We start from the raw sequence: 20,290 nt of genomic DNA on the forward strand, positions 1-20,290 counted from the left end.
TAAACAGATTATCTAATTGTTTTCTAAAAGAATATCTTATATTTAAGATTACAAAACTAAACAAACTATCTTTTACTAACCATTAATGGATGACAGAATACATTATCCATTGAACAGAACACGAAATATAGATTTAAACAGCCGTAAATTTGTGCTGTTTTGATTTAAATCGATAATACGGAAATGGGTCTTATGAATACCGATTTGCACTCCTCACTTAAAAAGTACTTTGGTTTTTCCCAGTTCAAGGGGCTACAAGAAAAAGTAATACAAAACATACTTGAAAATAAAGACACCTTTGTTATCATGCCAACCGGTGGTGGAAAATCCCTTTGTTATCAACTTCCCGCTATCATGAAAGAGGGCACTTCCATTGTTGTGTCGCCTCTAATCGCCCTTATGAAAAATCAAGTGGATGCTATAAGAGGGGTATCAGAACAGCATGGCATTGCCCATGTATTAAATTCTTCCTTAACGAAAACAGATGTAAAACAGGTTAAAGAAGATATTACCAATGGGATCACCAAGTTATTATACGTGGCCCCCGAGTCCTTGACAAAAGAGGAGAATATAGAATTTTTACGAGGGGTTCCCCTTTCCTTTGTTGCTGTTGATGAGGCGCATTGCATCTCGGAATGGGGACATGACTTTAGGCCGGAATATCGAAACCTCAAAAGCATCATCAATCGTTTAGGTGATAATATTCCAATTATTGGTCTAACGGCAACCGCTACACCAAAGGTTCAAGAAGATATTATCAAAAATTTGGGAATGACGGACGCCAAGGTATTTAAAGCCTCATTTAACCGTCCAAATTTATTTTACGAAGTGCGCCCCAAGACGCAAAATGTGGATGCCGATATTATTCGTTTTGTAAAACAGAACCAGGGAAAGTCTGGAATTATCTACTGCCTTAGCAGAAAAAGGGTAGAGGAATTGGCGCAGGTTCTTCAGGTGAATGGAGTAAGTGCGGTACCCTACCATGCAGGTTTTGATGCCAAAACACGCTCTAAATATCAAGATATGTTTTTGATGGAGGAGGTTGATGTTGTAGTGGCGACAATAGCCTTTGGTATGGGTATTGACAAGCCTGATGTACGTTTTGTTATTCACCACGATATTCCAAAAAGTATAGAAAGCTACTACCAAGAGACCGGACGAGCGGGTAGAGATGGAGGAGAAGGACATTGTTTGGCATTTTATGCCTATAAGGATGTTGAGAAACTGGAAAAGTTCATGTCGGGAAAACCTGTGGCCGAACAGGAAATTGGAAATGCGCTGTTGCAAGAAATTGTTGCTTATGCAGAAACCTCTATGTCTCGAAGAAAGTTCATCCTTCACTATTTTGGGGAAGAATTTGATGGAGAAAAGGGTGATGGCGCGGATATGGACGATAATGCCAGAAATCCCAAGAAAAAGGAAGAGGCCAAAGATGAGGTACTTAAGCTCCTTAGCGTAGTTAAGGGAACCAATGAAAAGTTTAAGACCAAGGAGACCGTAAAAATTTTGGTGGGTAAGGTAAACGCCATGATTTCATCATACAAAACGGATGAAAAGGATTTCTTTGGAATAGGTTCGGAAAGAGATGATGCCTATTGGATGGCACTGATCAGACAAGTGTTGGTAGCTGGGTTCCTTAAAAAAGAAATTGAGCAATATGGCATTTTGCATTTAACGGATTGTGGCAAGGACTTCTTGGAACGACCAAGTTCGTTTCTAATGACCAAGGATCACGTGTATAGCGAAGAAAATAATGATGCCATAATTACGGCGGCCAAGTCTAGCGGCGGCGGGGCCGATAGTAATTTGCTGAAATTGTTGCGTGATTTAAGAAAAAGAGAGGCGAAAAAGATGGAAGTTCCTCCTTTTGTTGTATTTCAAGATCCTTCTTTGGATGATATGGCCTTGAAGTACCCCGTTACTAATGAAGAACTTTTAAATATCCATGGGGTAGGAGAGGGAAAGGCAAAAAAATATGGAAAACCATTTTTAGACCTTATTGCCAACTATGTTGAAGAAAACGATATTATTAGACCGGATGACCTCGTTGTAAAAAGTACCGGTGCAAATTCCGGTCTAAAATTATACATCATCCAAAATGTTGACCGCAAATTACCTTTGGATGATATTGCCTCTGCAAAAGGACTGGAATTACCTGCGCTTATCAAAGAAATGGAGCAGATTGTTTTTAGTGGAACAAAGCTCAATATTGGATATTGGATAGATGAAATCTTGGATGAGGACCAACAAGAAGAAATCCATGAATACTTTTTGGAAGCCGATACAGATTCTATAGCTTCAGCTATAGAAGAGTTTGATGGTGATTATGAAGATGAAGATTTAAGACTCTACAGACTAAAATTCATAAGCGAGGTGGCTAATTAAGGTGCCAGATACTCAAATGGGAATATTTTTAAATTCCGTAATATCATAAAAAGAAGTATTGTTATCAAAATAACTAATGGGGCATATCTATAATCAAGAAAACTTTGTGCCTTATAGATACCAAGCTTTGTTATAAGATGTTGCACAATAACAAATAAAGCTGGCAGAAGGAGCAAGTTATGACTTATTGCTTCACCAATCCGTAAATGCAGTAAATCATGAATGGCTCTTTGACTCCCGCATCCCGAACAGTGAATACCAAGATAGGTATGGAATGGGCATTTTGGAAACAACAAAACACTTTCAGGGTTAAAGGAAAAATAAAGGAGTATTGCCAAAATAGACAATACTCCCATTACTATAAGTAAAAATGTTCTATTAATAACTTCCGGCGTTGGCAAGACCTCCTGCAATTGCAAACCCAAATATGGCGAAATAGATTATCCATATCACAGCAGCAAAACCTAATCCTATAAGCGCCCACATTTTTGCATTCTTTGATGCTTTTTGAGCTTCTTCATATTCGCCTCTGGCATAGGCTTCATTAACTTTAGAAGCGTAAATAATACTTGCTATTCCTGTGGCGATACAGCAAAATATTGTACTTAAAATGGCCCAAACCAAATAATTGTCTGGTTTTGGCGGCATGTTCGTATTATTTTCCATTGTGGTTGATTAAATATATAATTATTGATATTGTTCTAAAATTTCTTGCAATTTTTCTGGATCTTGTAAGGATTCCCATCCAAAGAAAGATATGGCCCATATAATGTAAATAAGAAAAAGAACATTTAATATAATACCAATAATAGCAAGTATTTTCCCTGTTTTCACATTTTTAAAGTCTTCATACATTTCAGGGTTTTCCATATAAATTTTAGTTGCTTTATTGGCTAAAACCAAGGCAATGATTCCAAAAATTAATCCAAGTATACCATAACAGCAACAGGTAACAATTGAAATAATTCCAAAAACCAGAATCAATGTTGAGTTTGGGAGTTTTTGTTGTTCCATAATTAAGTTTTTAAGTAAATAGGTTATTCATTTTTATAATATAGCTAAGTATAATAGTTCCTGCGGTAAGCAACATTAAAAATAACTTTATCTGATGCCCGTATTTAAGTTTCATAAAAATGTTGGAAACTAGAAATATCAATAGTGCAAGAATTGGATAAATAGCGGGATACATTTTAAACGCGGCTAAAAATTCTCCGTGAAAAAGTAAATGTACCGAGCGTTGTAAACCACAGCCAGGACAATCAATACCAAACAACCTCTTATTTAAGCAGGGTAGCATATAGTTTTTTGCATTGAGCAAAATTAGGATTGGTTGTTGAAGCATGATTGCAATTAACGGGAAGAAAAATACTATTATTTTTGCACTTAATGTTAAACTTCTCAAAATATTTTTAACAAGAAAACCACAGCATGGCTGACTTTAAGATAGGTGATAGGGTAGAGGTACTGGATGAGGCCATAGCTGGGCAAGTGCTATCTATGGATGGCGATATGATTACTTTAGAGACTATTGATGGTTTTCCAATGCGGTATGCTTCGAAAGAGTTGGTCAAAATAAAAGATGACTTCAATGTTTCAAATTTTGAAATTGCAAAGGTTAAAAAAGAGAAGGAACTTCCTAAAAAGAGCGTTGTATCAGCCTTAAAACCTAAAGAAAGAAATGCTCCCAAGATGGAGGTGGATTTGCATATCAACCAACTTGTGAAGTCAACCAAAGGGCTTGAAAATTTTGATATGCTCAACCTACAATTGGAAACGGCAAAAAGGCAACTTGATTTTGCCATAAGGAAACGTATTCAAAAAGTAGTTTTCATTCATGGGGTGGGTGAAGGTATCCTAAAAGAAGAGCTGTATTACCTTTTCAGAAAATATGATAATCTAAAATTTTATGATGCGGATTATCAAAAATATGGACTTGGGGCTACCGAGGTTTATATTTTTCAGAATGTTTAGTTGGGAATAGTTGTTGTTACCTCTCCAAACTCATCAATCGTCAAATTGGTAATACGTTCACCTGAAGTGGTTACAAATGAAATGCCACTTAAAGTTATTGTGTGAACATAATTGGTCGTGTCAGCATCTATGATAGTTTCAATGAACACTGACCCATCTTCAGCTTCAATTTCATCAACTACCGTAGGAGTGGCCAATGGAATATCATCGCAGAAATAATCGGAACTTACATCGTCAGAAAAAATACGGTATGTAATTGTGGATTGACTGGATACCGCACTTTCAGTCGTAATGGTGTCTCCCACAACACCATTGTTCAAAGCCCCGCTTTGTAAATTCAATATTAAAGCTTCATCTCCATTGATTTTAAACAAGATGTTGTTTGAACTTGCAACAGGGTCATCACAATACTGAATTGAAATACTATCAAAATCTATGGTTTCAATCTGTAAATCACCATCTCCACAGGAAAAAAACGTAACTAAAACCAAAGCTGAAAAGAAAAATTTTCTCATGCGCCAAATTTAAAGGAATTCCTGTTCATTAGCCTAACACTTAGAAATACTTTAAAAGAAATTAACTTTATTTCAACTATTTTTGACCTTCCTAAAATGATAGCTAAATCATGCAAAAAGTATATTTGGATAATGCGGCAACTACTCAGGTACGAGATGAGGTTATAGCCAAAATGCAGGAAGCTTTGGGTCAATTTTACGGTAACCCATCATCAACCCATAGTTACGGCAGATCGGCCAAGACAGCTGTTGAGAAAGCCAGGAAGAACATTGCCAAAACATTAAATGCGCAACCATCTGAAATTATTTTTACTTCTGGGGGTACGGAGGCTGATAATATGATTTTACGATGTGCAGTTCGAGATTTAGCAATTAAGACAATCATTACCTCAAAGATTGAACACCATGCGGTACTGCATACTGCGGAGGAATTGGAAAAGGAGTACGGCGTTTCACTTGAATTTGTGGATTTGGATGAAAACGGTAATCCAGACCTGAATCATCTAAAGACACTTTTGAGGGAGGATGATTCCAAGAAATTGGTCAGTTTGATGCATGTGAACAATGAAATAGGAAATATTATAGATATTGGCCAGATCGGTGAATTATGTAAAGAAAATGGCGCACTCTTTCATTCAGATACGGTACAGTCGGTAGGTCACTATCCTTGGGATGTTCAAAAAATAGATATTGATTTTTTCACTGCAGCAGCACATAAATTCCATGGTCCAAAAGGTATAGGGTTTGCATTTATTCGAAAAAACTCAGGCTTGAAACCCATGATTTTTGGTGGTGCCCAAGAACGAGGTTTTAGAGCGGGGACAGAACCTTTCCATAATATAGTTGGATTGGAAGAAGCTTTTGTGAAAGCTTATGAAGGTTTGGAGAAAGAAACCGAATTTGTTAAGGAATTGAAACGCTATTTTTTGGAAAAAGTACAGCAAGAAATCCCGGATGCGATTTTTAATGGTTTTTCTGGGGATATGGATAAAAGCACGTACACGCTGGTCAATGTTCGTTTACCATTTGATAAGCAAAAAGGGTTAATGTTGCTTTTTCATTTGGATATGAAGGGAATAGCCTGTTCCAAAGGTAGTGCATGCCAATCTGGTAGTAACTTGGGCTCACATGTACTTTCGCAGATTTTGCCCGAAGAGGAATTGGAAAAACCCTCTTTGCGCTTTTCATTCTCCAAATACAATACTAAAGAGGAGTTGGACTATACCATTGCAGTCCTTAAGGAGTTTGCCGAAAGCTAGTTTTTATTTTTCCGTTGTTTCTTCTCTTTGTCGTATGGAAATTTACGGGAAGCCAATTTCATCATTCTATCAATGAGCTCTGTGGTATTTTTTCCGGTTTTTTTGGTGATGGCTTTTTCATATTTCCAAAGAAGTTTCCCGGAATTCCCGTCACTGACCTTTACCCCAATCCTTCCATAATTGGCATCTCCACTAAAATAGTCCAATAGGTTAAAATCCGTGGGGACTCCTTTTGAAAGTAAAATATTTAAACTAAGGTTCCCACTGATTATACCATCAACCTTTAAAACTTTACAAAGTTCCTTTACAGTGTATATATCCAGATTGTTATAGGTGATATCATTTTGGGAGAGGATGGCGTTTGTATTTTTAATGTTTTGAAACTCTACATTGAATTTTTTACGTTTTTTACGTTTTGAAAAATAAGTTTCAAGGGCATTTTGTACGGCATAGCCTTCTTTTTTTGCCAAACCTTTTAATTCTTCCTGATTTACATTCCTTTTTAGATCCAAATTTGCAATAAAAGGCACAATGGCCAATAGTTGATGGTCTTCGGTAAGCTCATCAAACCGTCTATTTTCATAGATGTTTTTTTGGGCGGTAACCAATGTAACAGCTAAAAATGCAATAAAAGCCAGAATTTTTTTCATCTACATAAATTAAAATCGCATTCCAAATCTTATGTTGAGAATACGGCTTGTCAAAAAATTGGGTACGGCAAATTGTGCTTGTGTATCAACGTCCCGAACCCATGTATTGGTAATGGAATTTTGGTTGTTGAACATATTAAAAATCTCAAAACCTGCACTCAACTCTTTAAACCTGTGTAACCAATGTCCTTTAGGATATTGATTTCTATTGTCCGCAAAAATATAGGAAATTCCCATATCCGCCCTTCTATAATCTCTTAATCTATTCTGAAAATCATAAGGATCCGCGTTATTGGGCGAACCTCCTGGAACTCCAGTATTGTAAACCAGGTTAAGGTATAGTTTTAAATTTGGTATGGTGGGAACATAATCTTGAAATAAGACACCGAGCTTAAACCGCTGATCAGTGGGTCGGGAAATATATCCCCTCTCATCAATATTTTCCTTGGTTTGAAGATAACCAACACTAACCCATGATTCCGCGCCAGGAACAAAAGTACCTATAAGCCTAAAATCGAATCCGTAGGCATAGGCCTCAGCATTGTTTAGAGCAGCATATCTAACCCTAACATCTTCAATTGTATATGGATTTACATTACTTAAATCTTTATAATACGCTTCACTGATTAGGGTAAAGGGCCTATCCCAAAGATTAAAACTGAATTCACTTCCCAAAACATAATGAATGGATTTTTGGGCTTCAACGTTTGGATTAATATTCCCAGTAAGATCGCGCAATTCTCTGTAAAAAGGTGGTTGTTGGTAACTTCCCAGGGCAAATCGGAACAGAATGTCCTTTTCCCAGTCGGGTTTAATGGAAAACTGTGCTCTTGGACTAAATAGTGTCTGTGCATTTTTATCAAAGCCTTCACCGCTTAATATCCAATGTTGTGCTCGTACGCCCAAATTAAAATAAATGTCATGGTTTTTCAGTTTGGTATGATGCCCATATTGAACAAACCCAGAGAATCTGTTTGTCTTTACAAAATTTATGGCCTGCACACTTTCAAAAGCCACGATGTCCCCAGTGAAGGGTTCTTCTGGTTGATTATTTACTACGGGAGGCTCCGCTGGGCGAATCAAGAATCCTGCTGAATCAATAAATTCCGATTCTCTAAGTTGATCACGTATATCCTCATGGGAAAATTTCAGGCCCCATTCCAAAGATTTACCGTCCTTATTGTATTTACCACGATGCGAAAAATTAAAAATAAGTGCATCCAGTTGATTTCTTGCTCGGTTAAACTGGGAACCAACTCCTCGAGATGTAGTAACCTCTCCTAAATTATCACTGTCAAGATTGGTTTCTACCTCCCCTAATTCGTAAAAAGCGATAATATCTGAGAATTCCTCCTCCTGTGTATGGTAAAGTGAAGAGGTTATGTCTAATTTAATAGTATCATCTATAACATAATCGGCTTTCAACGCCCCTAGAACGTTTTCATATTTACTGTTCTCTCTTCCTTGATAAAAAACAAGCAAGGCTCTTGGGTCATTTAAAGTCCCAAAATTAGTTTGTCTTGTTAACGGCTCGTTTTCATAATCGTTTATGGAATAGGTTCCTAAAAAATTTAAATGGAATTTTTTGGAAAACCGATAGGTAAGATAGCTTTGAACGTCAAGGAATTTGGGGGTAAGATTGGTTTGAGTTTGTTGACTGTTTACAAGCAGACTATTGTTTCTGTAACGCACTCCCGTAATACTTGAAAACTTCTTGTTTTTTGATACGGTTTCCAATGTAATGGCAGCTCCCAAAAGACTTCCTTCCAATCGTAATCCAAAATCTGTTGGATTTTTATAGGTAATGTCCAAAACGGAAGAGAGTTTGTCTCCATATTTGGCTTGAAATCCACCGGAAGAAAATTCCAAACCTCTTATCATATGGCTATTTACAAAACTAAGTCCTTCTTGCTGTGCAGAGCGCACTAAAAAAGGACGGTATACTTCAATCCCATTAACATATACCAAGTTCTCATCAAAATTGCCCCCTCTAACATTGTATTGGGTACTTAGCTCATTGTTGAAGGAAACTCCGGGCAATAGCTTTAATATATTCTCAACGCCGGCATTGGCGCTTGGTATTTTACGAACAATTTCAGGAGCAACAGTGGTAATTCCCGCCACATTTTTTTTGCCTGTTGGAGACACATCCACTCCAGCCACCTGAATAGCATCTATTTTCATCACAGGATTAAACTCAAAGGTTTCATTTGTGCTTAAAATCAAATTTTCCAGTATAACTTTCTTGTGGCCCAAATGTGAGAAAGTTATGGTGTTTTTGGTATCTGAGGTTAGTTGGAGTATATAATATCCGGTAGCATTGGAGGCAGTCCCTTGATTTTTGGAAGTAATGTTTACATTTGGTATCGGGACATTGTTTTCATCAAGTATCGTTCCGGCAATAGTTGCTGTCTGACCTTGTGCCAGAAAGCACGGAAGCATTAAAAATATCGCAATTAGGGCTTTTGAATAGGTCAATACACTATTTTTTGAAAAAAGTGCGCTCGAAAACATTGGAATTGCCAACATTATCTGTAACGACGACTTTTAGATTGCATTGCGTCTTGTTTAGAATCTTGTCGTCAAAATTATATGTAATGGTCCTTGTTTTAGGTTCATACTCCATTAGAATCCACTCCCCGTTAAGGGTTGCACTGTATGAAGCAATGCCACTAAGGTCATCAGAAATCTCCAGGCTTAAGTAACTGTAATTGCTCAACCACTGTTTTTCTTTAAAATTCTTTGCTTTTATGGTAGGGCCAATACTATCTCTCACCAAAGTATAGGTTCCAAATGTGCGTGTGCGTGTTGTAAATGAGGCATCGCGTTTATATGTTTTGGAGTGCAAAGGCTCTTTGTTCTTGCTTAACCGTGCAATGAAAAGTTGTTTTTGGTCTTCTTTTGAGTATTTGGAAACATCAAAACTGATGGTGAAGTTTCGATGTGCTGCCACACTATTGTCATGAATTGTAACGGTATCCTTGCCTTTTTTCAGATCAATATAAAAATCCTCATAGAAGGTATTGGCAGGGAAATAGACTTTGGCAGCTTCTAAATCAAAATTATTTGGTTTGTCCGCTAGGATAAAGTCATCAGTTTTCGCATCATATTTATTGATTTTCGTATTTTCTTTCTTGCCATCCACAGGAATAATAAGTTTGGTGACATTGTTTTCCACATCAGAGATATTCAACTCAACAGTATAAGACAGCCCTTCTTTTATATCTATTTTACCATTATTGTAAAGGGTTTTATAGATGCTTAAATGATTGAAAGGCTCTTTAAAACATTTTTGTATGCGTTGCCTGAACTTTCCAAAATGGGAATAATCGATTAATGTATTTATATACCTTGATTCTCCAAAGGAAAACGTTTCAAAGTTATATTCCGAAAATACTTTTCCGTTTACTATTTGTTTTACGGCATAGACCCCATTTTTGTTTGCGGCCATATCTTGGCGGTCAAATCCATTAAAACCAAAACCAATGGTTCCAATTGCAGTGACCTTATCCGCTAAAAATGTACCATCGGATTGTTGGGTAAAATTGAGCTGTATCTTTTTTGCACTTTGATTTACGACGGCATTATCAGATAGGGGATAAGCAAAAAGCCCAACCAATGACGGATTGGTGGCATCTCGTATGTCATAGCCATAAAGTAGGGGGTTAGTAGGCTTTTCGGTAACACTGCTACGTATTTCAAAATGAAGATGTGGCCCGGAAGAACCACCTGTATTTCCTGAATAAGCAATGACGCTACCCTTAGCTACCTTTAGTTCCCCATAATCTGGAAAAACCTGTACTTCATAGGACTGTTTTTGGTACTGTACTTTTTTTATATAAGCTTCAATTTCAGGACTGAATTTTTTAAGATGTGCATACACGGAGGTATAACCATTGGGATGTGCTATATAAATCGCCTTGCCATAACCCCAGTGCGATATCTTTATTCGGGTAATAGTTCCATCAGCAATTGAAAATACCGGTAATCCTTGCCTTTGTTGGGTTTTGATATCTATTCCTGCATGAAAGTGATTTGAACGTAATTCTCCAAAGGTACCCGCTAAAATTAATGGAATATCCATTGGGGATTGAAATGCATCCTGTGGGTATTTTTCTTGTGAAGTAAGACATAATGATAGTGAAAATAGGACTCCAAAAAAGTGAAAGCGCATATCTGGGTTTATAATTACTTACGAAAATAACCAATGTTTTGATTTGGAAAGGCTTTTTTACAAAGCTTTAAAAGAGCAGTAAGGTTCACTTTGAGAATAAATCCTAAAAGTATTGCGAGGTTAAACAAGGTTGGTTAACTTTGTGTAATACGCATTGTTGTTTGCATATGGGCGAACTAGTTGAGATTGTTGATTCTTTGGAAAATAAGGTAAGCAAGCTTTTGCACAAGTTAGAATTGTTGCATCATGCCAATTCCAAATTAAAAGAGGAGTTGAACCTTGCAAAGGAGGAAAACCAACTTAAACAGAACGTCGTTTTAGAATGGGAAGACAAATACAATTCCCTAAAAATGGCAAACACGATGCTGGGTAGTAATACAAGTAAAACAGAAGCTAAGCTTAAGATAAATACATTGATTCGCGAACTTGATGTTTGCATTGCCAAACTTGCGGATTAGGTTGTAAACTAAATATGGAGGAGAAGCTCAAAATAAAGCTTTCCATTGCAGATAGGGTATATCCATTGACGATAGACCCCAAACAAGAGGAAGGTTTACGTAAAGCGGCCAAAAACATTGATAATTTGGCCAAAAAATTTGAGCAAAACTATGCTGTACGGGATAAACAAGATGTTTTGGCTATGTGTGCCCTTCAATTTGCATCTAAAATTGAGCAAGGCGGACTAGATCAATCGGAAAATACCAAAGCAGCATTTGAGCGTTTAAGAGCTCTAGATGATTTGGTACATTCTAAGCTTGGCGAATAAGTTCTTTTAAATAAAATATCGTTACTGCCCACATTGGTAATTATTTTTTGACAAACTCAACACTATTATATTTGAAAAGGGTGAGTTTAAGTTGTAAAAGCGGGCCCTACCTGTATAGGGATTCTTGAGCAGCTTGTTAGCCCTAAACCTGTAATTTGGAGTTTGTACAAAACTTCGGCTAATGTGGGCTTTTTTTTTAACCAAACATAATCAACATGGATAATACTATTATAATTGTTGTAGCTGCTGTTGTTGGGTTGGCAATAGGTTTTGTAATTGCCAAAATGATGGAGAAGGGCAAAGCTTCAAAAACTATTTCCAATGCCAAAAAGGAAGTTGCCGATATCATAAAACAGGCAAACAAAGAAGGAGAAAACATAAAAAAAGACAAAATATTTCAGGCCAAGGAGCGATTCTTGGAATTAAAAGCTGAACATGAAAAAGTAATCATAAATAAGGATAAGAAGATAGCCGAGGCGGAAAAGCGTACAAGAGATAAAGAATCCCAGATCAGCAATGAGCTTGCTAAGAATAAAAAGCTTAATGAACAATTACAATCGCAGATAAAGGAGGTAAGCCATAAAAGTGAAATTCTTGACAAAAAATATTCGGAAACTGAAAAATTACATAAAAGTCAGGTTCAGCAATTAGAAGTAATATCTGGCCTTTCTGCTGAAGATGCCAAAAGCCAATTGTTGGAATCGCTAAAGGAAACTGCAAAGACAGATGCAATGGCCTATCTTCAAAGCACTTTGGAAGAAACCAAACTGACTGCCCAACAAGAAGCCCGTAAAATAGTCATTAATACCATTCAACGAATAGGGACAGAGGAAGCTGTTGAGAATTGTGTTTCTGTATTCAATTTAGAATCGGATGATGTTAAAGGCCGAATCATAGGTCGTGAAGGTCGAAATATTCGTGCTTTGGAATCTGCTACAGGAGTTGAAATTATTGTGGATGACACTCCAGAAGCAATAATTCTTTCTTGTTTTGATTCCGTTAGAAGAGAAGTGGCCAGACTTTCCTTGCACCGTTTGGTTACTGATGGTAGAATTCATCCTGCCCGTATCGAAGAGATCGTTAAAAAGACGGAAAAACAAATCAACGAAGAAATTGTTGAGATTGGCAAGCGCACTGTTATTGATTTGGGAATCCATGGCTTGCACCCAGAGCTGATAAAGGCTGTTGGTCGCATGAAATATCGTTCTTCCTATGGTCAAAATCTATTACAACACTCAAGAGAAGTTGCAAAACTTTGCGGTGTTATGGCTGCTGAATTGGGATTAAATCCTAAGATTGCCAAACGTGCTGGTTTGCTACACGATATTGGAAAAGTACCCAATTCTGAAGTGGAAGTTGAAACACCACATGCCATTCTTGGAATGCAATGGGCGCAAAAATATGGTGAAAAGAAGGAAGTTTGTAATGCTATTGGGGCCCACCACGACGAGATTGAGATGAACACATTGATTTCCCCTATAGTACAGGTTTGCGATGCCATTAGTGGTGCGCGTCCAGGTGCAAGAAGACAGGTGTTGGATTCGTATATACAGCGTTTAAAGGACTTAGAGGATATTGCATTTGGATTCAATGGGGTTCAAAAGGCATATGCAATACAGGCTGGTAGAGAACTTCGTGTAATTGTAGAAAGTGAAAAAGTGAGTGACGATAAAGCCGCTGAACTCTCTTTTGAGATATCGCAGAAAATCCAAACAGATATGACCTACCCAGGGCAGGTGAAAGTCACCGTAATTCGGGAGACCAGATCGGTGAATGTTGCTAAATAGTATACTGATAATTATCATGCTTTTATAGAAGAGAACGGGCTAACTTCATTGATAGATTAAAAACTATCAAACATGAAAAAGCGAGTACCTGTTTCTGAAATAATGACCAAGGATTTGGTTACCCTAACCGTCAATGATGATTTAGTAACTGCCGAGGAGGTTTTTAAAAAGCATAACATAAGACATATCCCCATAGTTGATGGAAATACAATTATCGGTATGTTGAGTTATACAGACCTTTTACGGATAAGTTTTGCAGATGCTGTGGATGAACATGAACAAACCGTGGACACCATGGTATACAATATGTTCACCATTTCACAAGTAATGGCAAGAGATGTTATAAGTGTACCATCCAATACTACAATAAAAGAGGTGGCCCAGTTTTTAGCGCAAAAAGAATTTCATGCTTTACCCATTGTAGATGATGGAAAATTATTGGGTTTGGTTACCACTACAGATTTAATCAATTATTTACTTGGGTTGTATTGATGCTTTTTAATTCAAATATCTAACTCTTCTCATCTTTCTATATCCAAAACTTGGGTCTAATAGACCCATAATCCAAGAAATTTGTCTTTATACGATATTAGTTGTTAGGTTCTTTTTAATGAAATATTTTGCCTCCAATTGTTTTATAAGAATTGTTTAGGAAAACTAAACTTCCATCAAAATTAAATTGGTAATGAATAAAAAGGTATTTGTATCTGGCTGTTTTGATATGTTACACAGCGGTCATGTGGCTTTTTTTAAAGAAGCGGCATCATATGGTGACCTGTATGTTGGAATAGGTTCAGATTCTACCATAGAAGAATTAAAAGGTAGACAAACCATAAATTCAGAACAGGAAAGACTCTATTTGATAAATGCCATAAAATATGTAAAAGAGGCTTTTGTCAATAAGGGTTCAGGAATTTTAGATTTTGAAGATGACCTCAAAGAACTTAAACCAGATTATTTTGTTGTGAATGAAGATGGCTTCTCACCTGCAAAGGAAGAGTTGTGCAATACCTTAAACATTGAACTAAAAAACCTAAAGCGGGTTCCAGATGCAGGACTTCCTCCGCGATCAACAACCGCAATACGATCTGCCGGAAACTGTTCTTTACCCTATAGGATAGACTTGGCAGGTACATGGATAGATCAGCCCTATGTTTCAAAATATAACCCAGGTTGGGCCATCACTTTATCATTGGAACCTATTATAGAATACAATGAACGATGTGGTATGTCCACTTCGACCAGAAATGCGGCAAAAAAAATATGGCCTTATTATCTACCAATGGAAAAACCGGAAAAACTGGCCGAAATACTTTTTAAGTTTGAAAACACACCGGGCTCAACACTAATTTCTGGAGCACAAGATTCAATTGGTATATGTATGCCTGGACTGGTTAGACATTATTATGATAATGAATATTGGCCCCTTAAATTTGAATCCATTCATTCTGAATCAATACTTTCTTGGCTCGAAGATCATATTTATATGGTGATGTTATGGCCACGGGAACCGGGTCTTGATCTTTTAAAGGAAACATATATTAATGAAGAAAATGTAAAATCCCTTGCAAATGCTGCCGATGAGGTATGGGAAGCTATTAAAAAGAAGGATTTGGAAAAATTCGCTAAAGGGTTTTTAAAATCCTTTAATGCACAAACTACAATGTTCCCTGCTATGGTTAATGACAGGGTTAATGCAGAAATTGCAAAGTATAAAGAAAAGACCCTTGCATGGAAGTTGGCAGGAGCTGGAGGTGGCGGTTATTTACTTTTGGTTTCTGATGAGCCCATAGACGGTGCAATGCGCATAAATATTCGAAGAAAGGAGGTTTTATAATTCTCTATTCTCTTTAGATAATCTAATTAAAAACAATTTATATTCTGAATGAGGAAGGAAGTTGTGCCAATTTCAATTATTCTTCTTCTGCAGAGGCCTCTTCCTCTTTGTTAAGGTTGTTTTTAAGAATATTCAACTTTTTCAACTTGGCTTGCCAAGTTTCTAGAGATTCTTTATGCTTATCTATATTTTTTATAACTTCCCTTACTACCGGATTATCTTCTGAAGCGTGTGAGAAAAATTGAAGATTGTTTTCCAGCTGTCTTATTTCAGCTTTACTTTCATCTATTTTTCTGCGGATAAAAATGCGTTCATTTCCAATGGCAATATCACTATCGGATTTTGCCAATTCCTGCATTTTATCCCCATACTTTAAGAGCTCGGATTCTTGTCTGCTTACCCCTAATTTTCTAAGTAACGCATCTACAATTTTGTTGAACTTACCATTGATGTGCCTTTTGTTGTAGGGGATTCGACCAAGTGTCTTCCATTCTGACATAAACTTTTTCAGAGTTGCAAGATCTTTTTCCGTATTACCAGTTAATTGAAATGATTTTAATCGTTCCAAACATGCATTTTTCTTTTCAAAATTCTCATATTCTCCCTTTTGAGCTTCGTTTTTCTCTGCATGCAGTTGGTCAAAATAGTGGTTACATGCAGTTTTGAATTCATTCCAAATTTTATCTGAATACCTTCTGGGTACATGGCCTATTTTTTTCCATTCACTTTGTATACGTTTCATTTCTGGAGTAGCCATTTCTCGATCATCACTATCTTTAAGGGCAAGGGCAAGTTCAAGCAATGCTTTTTTCTTTTCCAGATTTTCTAGTTGTTCCTTTTTTTGATTTTTGTAAAAGGAATTCTTATTTCTATTGAATGTACGAACAGCATCCTTAAATGCACTCCAAGTTTGCTCATTCACTTTTTGTGGTACTTTCCCAGCCTTGAAAAAAGTATCCCGTAAAACCTCCACTTCTTTTATCTGTTGTTGGAGCGCCCTATGATTATTTGTCACATTATTGGCTATGGATAATATTGAGGTTATAACTTCTTCTTTTTTTTCTAGATTCTTTTCATAGACCTTTTCCATCTCTTGGTAGTGCTCCTGTCTACGTTGGTGCATGGCCTTTGTTGCATTACTAAACCGTCCCCAAACTTCTTCGCGTTGTTCTTTGGCAACAGGTCCAATATCCTCTTTCCAAATTTTATGAAGCGTCTGTAGTTCGCGAAAGGCTTTTCCAAGGTCTGGTTCATTGGCCAATGCTTCAGCTCGCTCAACCAATTTTAATTTTTCTTCAAGGTTGTGTTTAAAATCTAAATCGCGAAGTTCTCGGTTAAGATGCAAAAAATCATAAAAGATTTCCATGTGATGGTGATATGTTCGCCATACATCATTATAGCTATTTCGGGGAACAGGACCCGCATTACGCCAATTTTCTTGTAACTCCTTAAAATTTTTGTAGGTGGTGTTAATATCCTCATCAACGTTTACAAGACCCTTCAATTGCTCGATTATTTCCAATCGCTTTTGAAGATTACTTTTAAGGTTTTGTTCCAGTTGCTTATAATACTGATCTCGTTTTTCTCTAAACTCAGAAAAAACCTCATTAAATTGTCTTTTCGAAACTGAATTGTACCTAAAATCTATTTCATTTCCACCAGAGGCAATAAACTCCTCTTTTTTATGCTCTAAAAATTCTTGGAACTTCTGATCAAATTCGTATTTAATGGAGCTTACATGCTTACTTATTGCTTGGACTTTTTCATTTTTGACCAAACGTTGTAGTTCGCCCACCAAGTTTTCCAGCGACATAGCATGATAGTCCAACATAGGGATATGATGCCTTTTTTGATTGTCAACATCTTCTGCATCTTCCGCATTGGACTCTTCAATTTCTTCTATTACCCTATCGGATTCCTCGGATTTTGGACTGTCTTCACCAGTTTTTTCCTCCGAATTATCTTCGGTTGCTGTAATGGGAGACTCTATATTTTCTTGCACAGCAGCCTCGGACGTATTGGGTTCAGAAATGGGGCTTTCTTCCAATGGTGTTTTCGTTGTGTCCACGTTATGCTCAGTGCCACCTTCAGTTTCCTGAAGTTTTTGTTCATTTTCCTGCATGAGTAGTTTCTTTTCCTTTTTGGATTGATGATAATTATAGCCAAGTTAGCAACTAAATCGGCCAATAACAAAAGTAGCAATTCTTCTTTTGTTTAAGTATTGCTTTGTGCGTATTGGTCAAAACTGTTTACTACTTGCTATTTTTCACTGGAATTCCAAATTTCCCATGACTTCTCTGCTTGTAACTCTAACATTTTCAGTCCATTACAGATAGTTGCATTTTTTTCCTTACCAGCTGCCAAAAACGACGTTATTTCTGGATTATAGATAAGATCAAACAAAAAGTGTTTTTTTCCAAGATAGGAGTACGGTATAGGCGGTTTTTCATCAATATCAGGATAAGTGCCCAAAGGAGTACAATTTACTATGAGTGTATGTTCCTCAATGATTTTCTGGTTTAATTCTTCGTAAGTGAACTGATTTTTCTTTTTGGTCCTAGAAACGTAGGTATGTTCAATTCCCAATTCACCCAAAACAAAGCGGATAGCTTTTGATGCCCCCCCTGTTCCAAGAATAAGAGCTTTGGTATGATGAGGTTTTAGTAAAGGCTCCATGGATTTTTGAAAACCAAAGGCATCTGTATTGTATCCTTTTAGGCCATTCTGTGTGAACTTTACCGTATTTACAGCACCAATTTTTTCCGCTTTTGGGTCCAAATGGGATAGATATGGAATTACTTGCTCTTTATAGGGAATAGTAACATTGATTCCCTTAATATTTTTTTGTGCGATTATGGCTTCAAATCGTGAAATTGTCGGAATATCAAAGTTCTCATAACTGTGATTGACCATTCCAGCATCTTCGAATTTTTTTGTGAAATAGGCTTGGGAAAAAGAATATGAAATTTCCTTACCTAGCAGGCCGTACCTGTTTTCTTTCTTTTCTATTTTTTCCATACCAATCCAAAATCAATAATACCAAAATTCCTATTATTACAAAAAACAAAGCCCACCATGTTTCAGAATCCGCAAAATTTGGGAGGTACCGCTCATAATTAAGCGGAATTTTGTCCCCATTGCTATCGAGCAATGTAAATCCAAATTCATCTACTTTGAACATTGTCCGTTTCCATGGCCATACAACACCAAGTGAGCCTGTGATAAAACCAATAATTACCGCTGTTGAAATCGCTTTATAATGCTTGAGCAAAAAACTCAATAGATGCGAAAAAGTAACCAATCCTGTAGCTGAACCCAAGGTGAAAACAGCTAGTATTTTAAGGGTTGCCATTCGTTTTGGATTATCAAGAAAACTATAATTTCCTGAAAAAACCTCTGAGAAGGTATCATACAATGCATTCACGGAATCAACCAATAATAAAACATAATTACCCAAAAGGATAAGGATGAAGGAGCCGGAAAGCCCAGGTAATGTCATCCCAGATACACTAATGATTCCGCAGAAAAAAATAAAGAACAAATTATCGTTTTCTTTCGCCGGGCTTAAAAAACTTATGGAAATACCGATAAGTAAGCCTATTATTCCCGCCGGGATGGTCCTTTTGTTCCAATGATTAAAATCTTTGAAAATGTAATAGATAGAACCCAGGATCATACCAAAAAAAGTAGCCCATACAAAGAGTTCCCTTTGCTCCAAAAAATAATCTAGGACTCTTGAAACACTGAAATAACTAATCAGCATTCCAAGTATAAGAAGCATTAAAAAGTTGATGTTGGTATATTGATAAAAACTCCTGAACCTACCATTTAGCAATAATTTGAATGCTTTGGAATTGATTTTTTGAAGCGAGTATATAAATTCTTCATAAAAACCCCCAACAAAAGCTACAATGCCTCCTGAAACACCGGGCACCTTGTTTGCAGCTCCCATACAAAGGCCTTTAATGACCAAAAAGAAGTTATCAATAAACGTTCTGGGCTGATGCATTCAAAAGTTTTTACTTATTTTTTGGAAGCTAATCTTTCCAAGATAAAAATAAGCGAAAAACCGATTATAGCTAGGATTACGGCAAATATTAGTTGGTTGTCTCCTTCAAAGGCTGATGGCCAAATATTTGCATCATCAATTACGATAGTTTTATCACCAAAAGTCTTGGTTTCCAAAACTTTTTTCCAAGGCCAAATTTTATTTAATGACCCAAGGATAAAACCGGTAAGAAGTGCTAGCGTTAAGTTTTTATAGTGGGTAAACATCCATTTCAACAACCTGGCAAAACTTAAAAGACCAAAAATGGCTCCCAAAGCTACAGTAATTACAATTTTAAGGTCTTTCTCATGTACTGCGTCAAGAATGGTTTTATAAGAACCTAATAATACTAAAATAAAGGCTCCTGAAATTCCCGGTAAAATCATGGCGCATACAGCCAAAGCACCGGAAAGAAAAAGATAGGGGATGCTCTCCACATTTTCATTTGGAGGAAGTTCTGTAATGAAATAAGCTACTGCTGCACCAATTAGAAACATAACTACAGTACCTATTGTCCATTTGGTAATCTCCTTGCCCACAAAAAATATACTTGCTAATACAAGCCCAAAAAAGAAGGACCATAAAAGAATGGAATGATTTTCAAGCAGCCAACTTAGAAATTTGGCAAGCGATAGGACACTAATAAAAATACCCAGGAAAAGTGCTAGCAGAAAATTACCGTTTATTTGGCTCCAAAAGGACTTAAAGCCCTCTTTTCTTAGGGTCGATAAAAGAGAAAAATTGATAGTATTGATTGAGGTTATGAGTTCTTCATAAATCCCTGAAATAAATGCTATTGTGCCCCCTGAAACCCCTGGAACCACATCGGCGGCTCCCATGGCCATCCCCTTTAGTGTTATAAACACATAATCCAATAGTTTGCGTGCCTTCATTGATT

At 36.8% G+C, this 20,290-nt stretch carries 20 protein-coding genes and 1 other RNA gene; 9 read left to right on the forward strand and 12 right to left on the reverse strand.

Translation table 11 applies throughout. The features are described 5' to 3' along the window. Positions 1-183: 183 nt before the first annotated feature. Positions 184-2,385 (forward strand): DNA helicase RecQ, encoded by a 2,202-nt coding sequence (gene recQ, locus AAY42_RS00475; protein WP_055392052.1) that lies wholly within the window; start codon positions 184-186, stop codon positions 2,383-2,385. Here the strand turns inward: recQ and AAY42_RS18645 are convergent. The 4 genes from AAY42_RS18645 to AAY42_RS00495 are packed head-to-tail and all read right to left on the reverse strand — an operon-like array spanning position 2,382 to position 3,727. Next, positions 2,382-2,741 (reverse strand): DUF2752 domain-containing protein, encoded by a 360-nt coding sequence (locus AAY42_RS18645; protein WP_055392053.1) that lies wholly within the window; start codon positions 2,739-2,741, stop codon positions 2,382-2,384. The genes recQ and AAY42_RS18645 overlap by 4 nt on opposite strands. Positions 2,742-2,763: 22 nt before the next feature. Beyond that, positions 2,764-3,051, reverse strand: a complete 288-nt coding sequence (locus AAY42_RS00485) for a CD225/dispanin family protein (protein ID WP_055392054.1) — start codon at positions 3,049-3,051, stop codon at positions 2,764-2,766. Positions 3,052-3,072: 21 nt separating this feature from the next. Next, complete coding sequence (locus AAY42_RS00490) at positions 3,073-3,399, reverse strand: CCC motif membrane protein (protein WP_055392055.1); 327 nt, start codon at positions 3,397-3,399, stop codon at positions 3,073-3,075. Positions 3,400-3,409: 10 nt separating this feature from the next. Continuing rightward, entirely contained in the window at positions 3,410-3,727 is a 318-nt protein-coding gene (locus AAY42_RS00495) for a DUF2752 domain-containing protein (RefSeq protein ID WP_055392056.1), read from the reverse strand. An 86-nt stretch (positions 3,728-3,813) separates the two neighbouring features. Here AAY42_RS00495 and AAY42_RS00500 point away from each other — a divergent pair, with 86 nt between their 5' ends. Further along, entirely contained in the window at positions 3,814-4,356 is a 543-nt protein-coding gene (locus AAY42_RS00500; RefSeq protein WP_055392057.1) for a Smr/MutS family protein, read from the forward strand. Here AAY42_RS00500 and AAY42_RS00505 read toward each other — a convergent pair. Continuing rightward, positions 4,353-4,871, reverse strand: a complete 519-nt coding sequence (locus AAY42_RS00505; protein WP_055392058.1) for a hypothetical protein — start codon at positions 4,869-4,871, stop codon at positions 4,353-4,355. The two genes, AAY42_RS00500 and AAY42_RS00505, sit on opposite strands and share 4 nt — an antisense overlap. 110 nt (positions 4,872-4,981) lie before the next feature. Here AAY42_RS00505 and AAY42_RS00510 point away from each other — a divergent pair, with 110 nt between their 5' ends. After that, complete coding sequence (locus tag AAY42_RS00510) at positions 4,982-6,130, forward strand: cysteine desulfurase family protein (protein WP_055392059.1); 1,149 nt, start codon at positions 4,982-4,984, stop codon at positions 6,128-6,130. Here AAY42_RS00510 and AAY42_RS00515 read toward each other — a convergent pair. From AAY42_RS00515 to AAY42_RS00525, 3 genes are read right to left on the reverse strand one after another with little or no spacing between them, the layout of a single operon-like run. Continuing rightward, positions 6,127-6,780, reverse strand: coding sequence for a hypothetical protein (locus AAY42_RS00515; protein ID WP_055392060.1), 654 nt, complete (start codon positions 6,778-6,780; stop codon positions 6,127-6,129). The genes AAY42_RS00510 and AAY42_RS00515 overlap by 4 nt on opposite strands. A gap of 9 nt (positions 6,781-6,789) precedes the next feature. Beyond that, the gene (locus AAY42_RS00520) at positions 6,790-9,222 is read right to left on the reverse strand and encodes a TonB-dependent receptor (protein WP_055397655.1); all 2,433 of its coding nucleotides are present in this window, start codon (positions 9,220-9,222) and stop codon (positions 6,790-6,792) included. 40 nt (positions 9,223-9,262) lie between these two features. Continuing rightward, on the reverse strand, positions 9,263-10,954 hold the full coding sequence (locus AAY42_RS00525; protein WP_055392061.1) for a M23 family metallopeptidase: 1,692 nt from the start codon (positions 10,952-10,954) through the stop codon (positions 9,263-9,265). A gap of 167 nt (positions 10,955-11,121) precedes the next feature. On the opposite strand from AAY42_RS00525, the gene AAY42_RS00530 reads away from it, so the two are divergent. From AAY42_RS00530 to AAY42_RS00550, 6 genes are all read left to right on the forward strand, one after another. Then, a complete protein-coding gene (locus AAY42_RS00530) occupies positions 11,122-11,412 on the forward strand; it encodes a hypothetical protein (RefSeq protein ID WP_055392062.1) in 291 nt (96 codons plus the stop codon). Between the two features lie 14 nt (positions 11,413-11,426). After that, entirely contained in the window at positions 11,427-11,720 is a 294-nt protein-coding gene (locus AAY42_RS00535) for a cell division protein ZapA (RefSeq protein ID WP_055392063.1), read from the forward strand. 54 nt (positions 11,721-11,774) lie between these two features. Then, positions 11,775-11,884: non-coding RNA, 6S RNA (gene ssrS, locus AAY42_RS17870), on the forward strand. Positions 11,885-11,935: 51 nt separating this feature from the next. Further along, positions 11,936-13,507: a ribonuclease Y gene (gene rny / locus AAY42_RS00540; protein ID WP_055392064.1), complete on the forward strand. Its 1,572-nt coding sequence runs from the start codon at positions 11,936-11,938 to the stop codon at positions 13,505-13,507. Between the two features lie 72 nt (positions 13,508-13,579). Continuing rightward, the gene (locus AAY42_RS00545) at positions 13,580-13,999 is read left to right on the forward strand and encodes a CBS domain-containing protein (RefSeq protein WP_055392065.1); all 420 of its coding nucleotides are present in this window, start codon (positions 13,580-13,582) and stop codon (positions 13,997-13,999) included. A gap of 193 nt (positions 14,000-14,192) precedes the next feature. Further along, positions 14,193-15,344, forward strand: coding sequence for an FAD synthase family protein (locus tag AAY42_RS00550; RefSeq protein WP_055392066.1), 1,152 nt, complete (start codon positions 14,193-14,195; stop codon positions 15,342-15,344). A 76-nt stretch (positions 15,345-15,420) separates the two neighbouring features. On the opposite strand, the gene AAY42_RS00555 is transcribed toward AAY42_RS00550, so the two are convergent. The 4 genes from AAY42_RS00555 to AAY42_RS00570 all read right to left on the reverse strand — a co-directional run bounded on the left by AAY42_RS00555 (position 15,421) and on the right by AAY42_RS00570 (position 20,285). Beyond that, positions 15,421-17,466 carry a DUF349 domain-containing protein gene (locus AAY42_RS00555; RefSeq protein ID WP_055392067.1) on the reverse strand — a complete coding sequence of 682 codons (2,046 nt, stop codon included), beginning with the start codon at positions 17,464-17,466 and terminating at the stop codon, positions 15,421-15,423. A 137-nt stretch (positions 17,467-17,603) separates the two neighbouring features. Then, positions 17,604-18,362 carry a shikimate dehydrogenase family protein gene (locus tag AAY42_RS00560; protein ID WP_055392068.1) on the reverse strand — a complete coding sequence of 253 codons (759 nt, stop codon included), beginning with the start codon at positions 18,360-18,362 and terminating at the stop codon, positions 17,604-17,606. Continuing rightward, the gene (locus AAY42_RS00565) at positions 18,316-19,353 is read right to left on the reverse strand and encodes a DUF368 domain-containing protein (RefSeq protein ID WP_055392069.1); all 1,038 of its coding nucleotides are present in this window, start codon (positions 19,351-19,353) and stop codon (positions 18,316-18,318) included. The genes AAY42_RS00560 and AAY42_RS00565 overlap by 47 nt, the downstream gene beginning before the upstream one ends. A 14-nt stretch (positions 19,354-19,367) precedes the next feature. Then, positions 19,368-20,285: a polyprenyl-phosphate transporter gene (locus AAY42_RS00570; RefSeq protein WP_055392070.1), complete on the reverse strand. Its 918-nt coding sequence runs from the start codon at positions 20,283-20,285 to the stop codon at positions 19,368-19,370. Positions 20,286-20,290 lie beyond the last annotated feature (5 nt).

The organism is Flagellimonas eckloniae (assembly GCF_001413955.1).
GTDB lineage: Bacteria > Bacteroidota > Bacteroidia > Flavobacteriales > Flavobacteriaceae > Flagellimonas > Flagellimonas eckloniae.

Bases quoted from the DNA above. Each gene is read 5' to 3' on its own strand.
- recQ (WP_055392052.1), top strand. From the start codon at position 184: ATGGGTCTTATGAATACCGATTTGCACTCCTCACTTAAAAAGTACTTT.
- AAY42_RS18645 (WP_055392053.1), bottom strand. From the start codon at position 2,741: ATGGGAGTATTGTCTATTTTGGCAATACTCCTTTATTTTTCCTTTAAC.
- AAY42_RS00485 (WP_055392054.1), bottom strand. From the start codon at position 3,051: ATGGAAAATAATACGAACATGCCGCCAAAACCAGACAATTATTTGGTT.
- AAY42_RS00490 (WP_055392055.1), bottom strand. From the start codon at position 3,399: ATGGAACAACAAAAACTCCCAAACTCAACATTGATTCTGGTTTTTGGA.
- AAY42_RS00495 (WP_055392056.1), bottom strand. From the start codon at position 3,727: ATGCTTCAACAACCAATCCTAATTTTGCTCAATGCAAAAAACTATATG.
- AAY42_RS00500 (WP_055392057.1), top strand. From the start codon at position 3,814: ATGGCTGACTTTAAGATAGGTGATAGGGTAGAGGTACTGGATGAGGCC.
- AAY42_RS00505 (WP_055392058.1), bottom strand. From the start codon at position 4,871: ATGAGAAAATTTTTCTTTTCAGCTTTGGTTTTAGTTACGTTTTTTTCC.
- AAY42_RS00510 (WP_055392059.1), top strand. From the start codon at position 4,982: ATGCAAAAAGTATATTTGGATAATGCGGCAACTACTCAGGTACGAGAT.
- AAY42_RS00515 (WP_055392060.1), bottom strand. From the start codon at position 6,780: ATGAAAAAAATTCTGGCTTTTATTGCATTTTTAGCTGTTACATTGGTT.
- AAY42_RS00520 (WP_055397655.1), bottom strand. From the start codon at position 9,222: ATGCTTCCGTGCTTTCTGGCACAAGGTCAGACAGCAACTATTGCCGGA.
- AAY42_RS00525 (WP_055392061.1), bottom strand. From the start codon at position 10,954: ATGCGCTTTCACTTTTTTGGAGTCCTATTTTCACTATCATTATGTCTT.
- AAY42_RS00530 (WP_055392062.1), top strand. From the start codon at position 11,122: ATGGGCGAACTAGTTGAGATTGTTGATTCTTTGGAAAATAAGGTAAGC.
- AAY42_RS00535 (WP_055392063.1), top strand. From the start codon at position 11,427: ATGGAGGAGAAGCTCAAAATAAAGCTTTCCATTGCAGATAGGGTATAT.
- rny (WP_055392064.1), top strand. From the start codon at position 11,936: ATGGATAATACTATTATAATTGTTGTAGCTGCTGTTGTTGGGTTGGCA.
- AAY42_RS00545 (WP_055392065.1), top strand. From the start codon at position 13,580: ATGAAAAAGCGAGTACCTGTTTCTGAAATAATGACCAAGGATTTGGTT.
- AAY42_RS00550 (WP_055392066.1), top strand. From the start codon at position 14,193: ATGAATAAAAAGGTATTTGTATCTGGCTGTTTTGATATGTTACACAGC.
- AAY42_RS00555 (WP_055392067.1), bottom strand. From the start codon at position 17,466: ATGCAGGAAAATGAACAAAAACTTCAGGAAACTGAAGGTGGCACTGAG.
- AAY42_RS00560 (WP_055392068.1), bottom strand. From the start codon at position 18,362: ATGGAAAAAATAGAAAAGAAAGAAAACAGGTACGGCCTGCTAGGTAAG.
- AAY42_RS00565 (WP_055392069.1), bottom strand. From the start codon at position 19,353: ATGCATCAGCCCAGAACGTTTATTGATAACTTCTTTTTGGTCATTAAA.
- AAY42_RS00570 (WP_055392070.1), bottom strand. From the start codon at position 20,285: ATGAAGGCACGCAAACTATTGGATTATGTGTTTATAACACTAAAGGGG.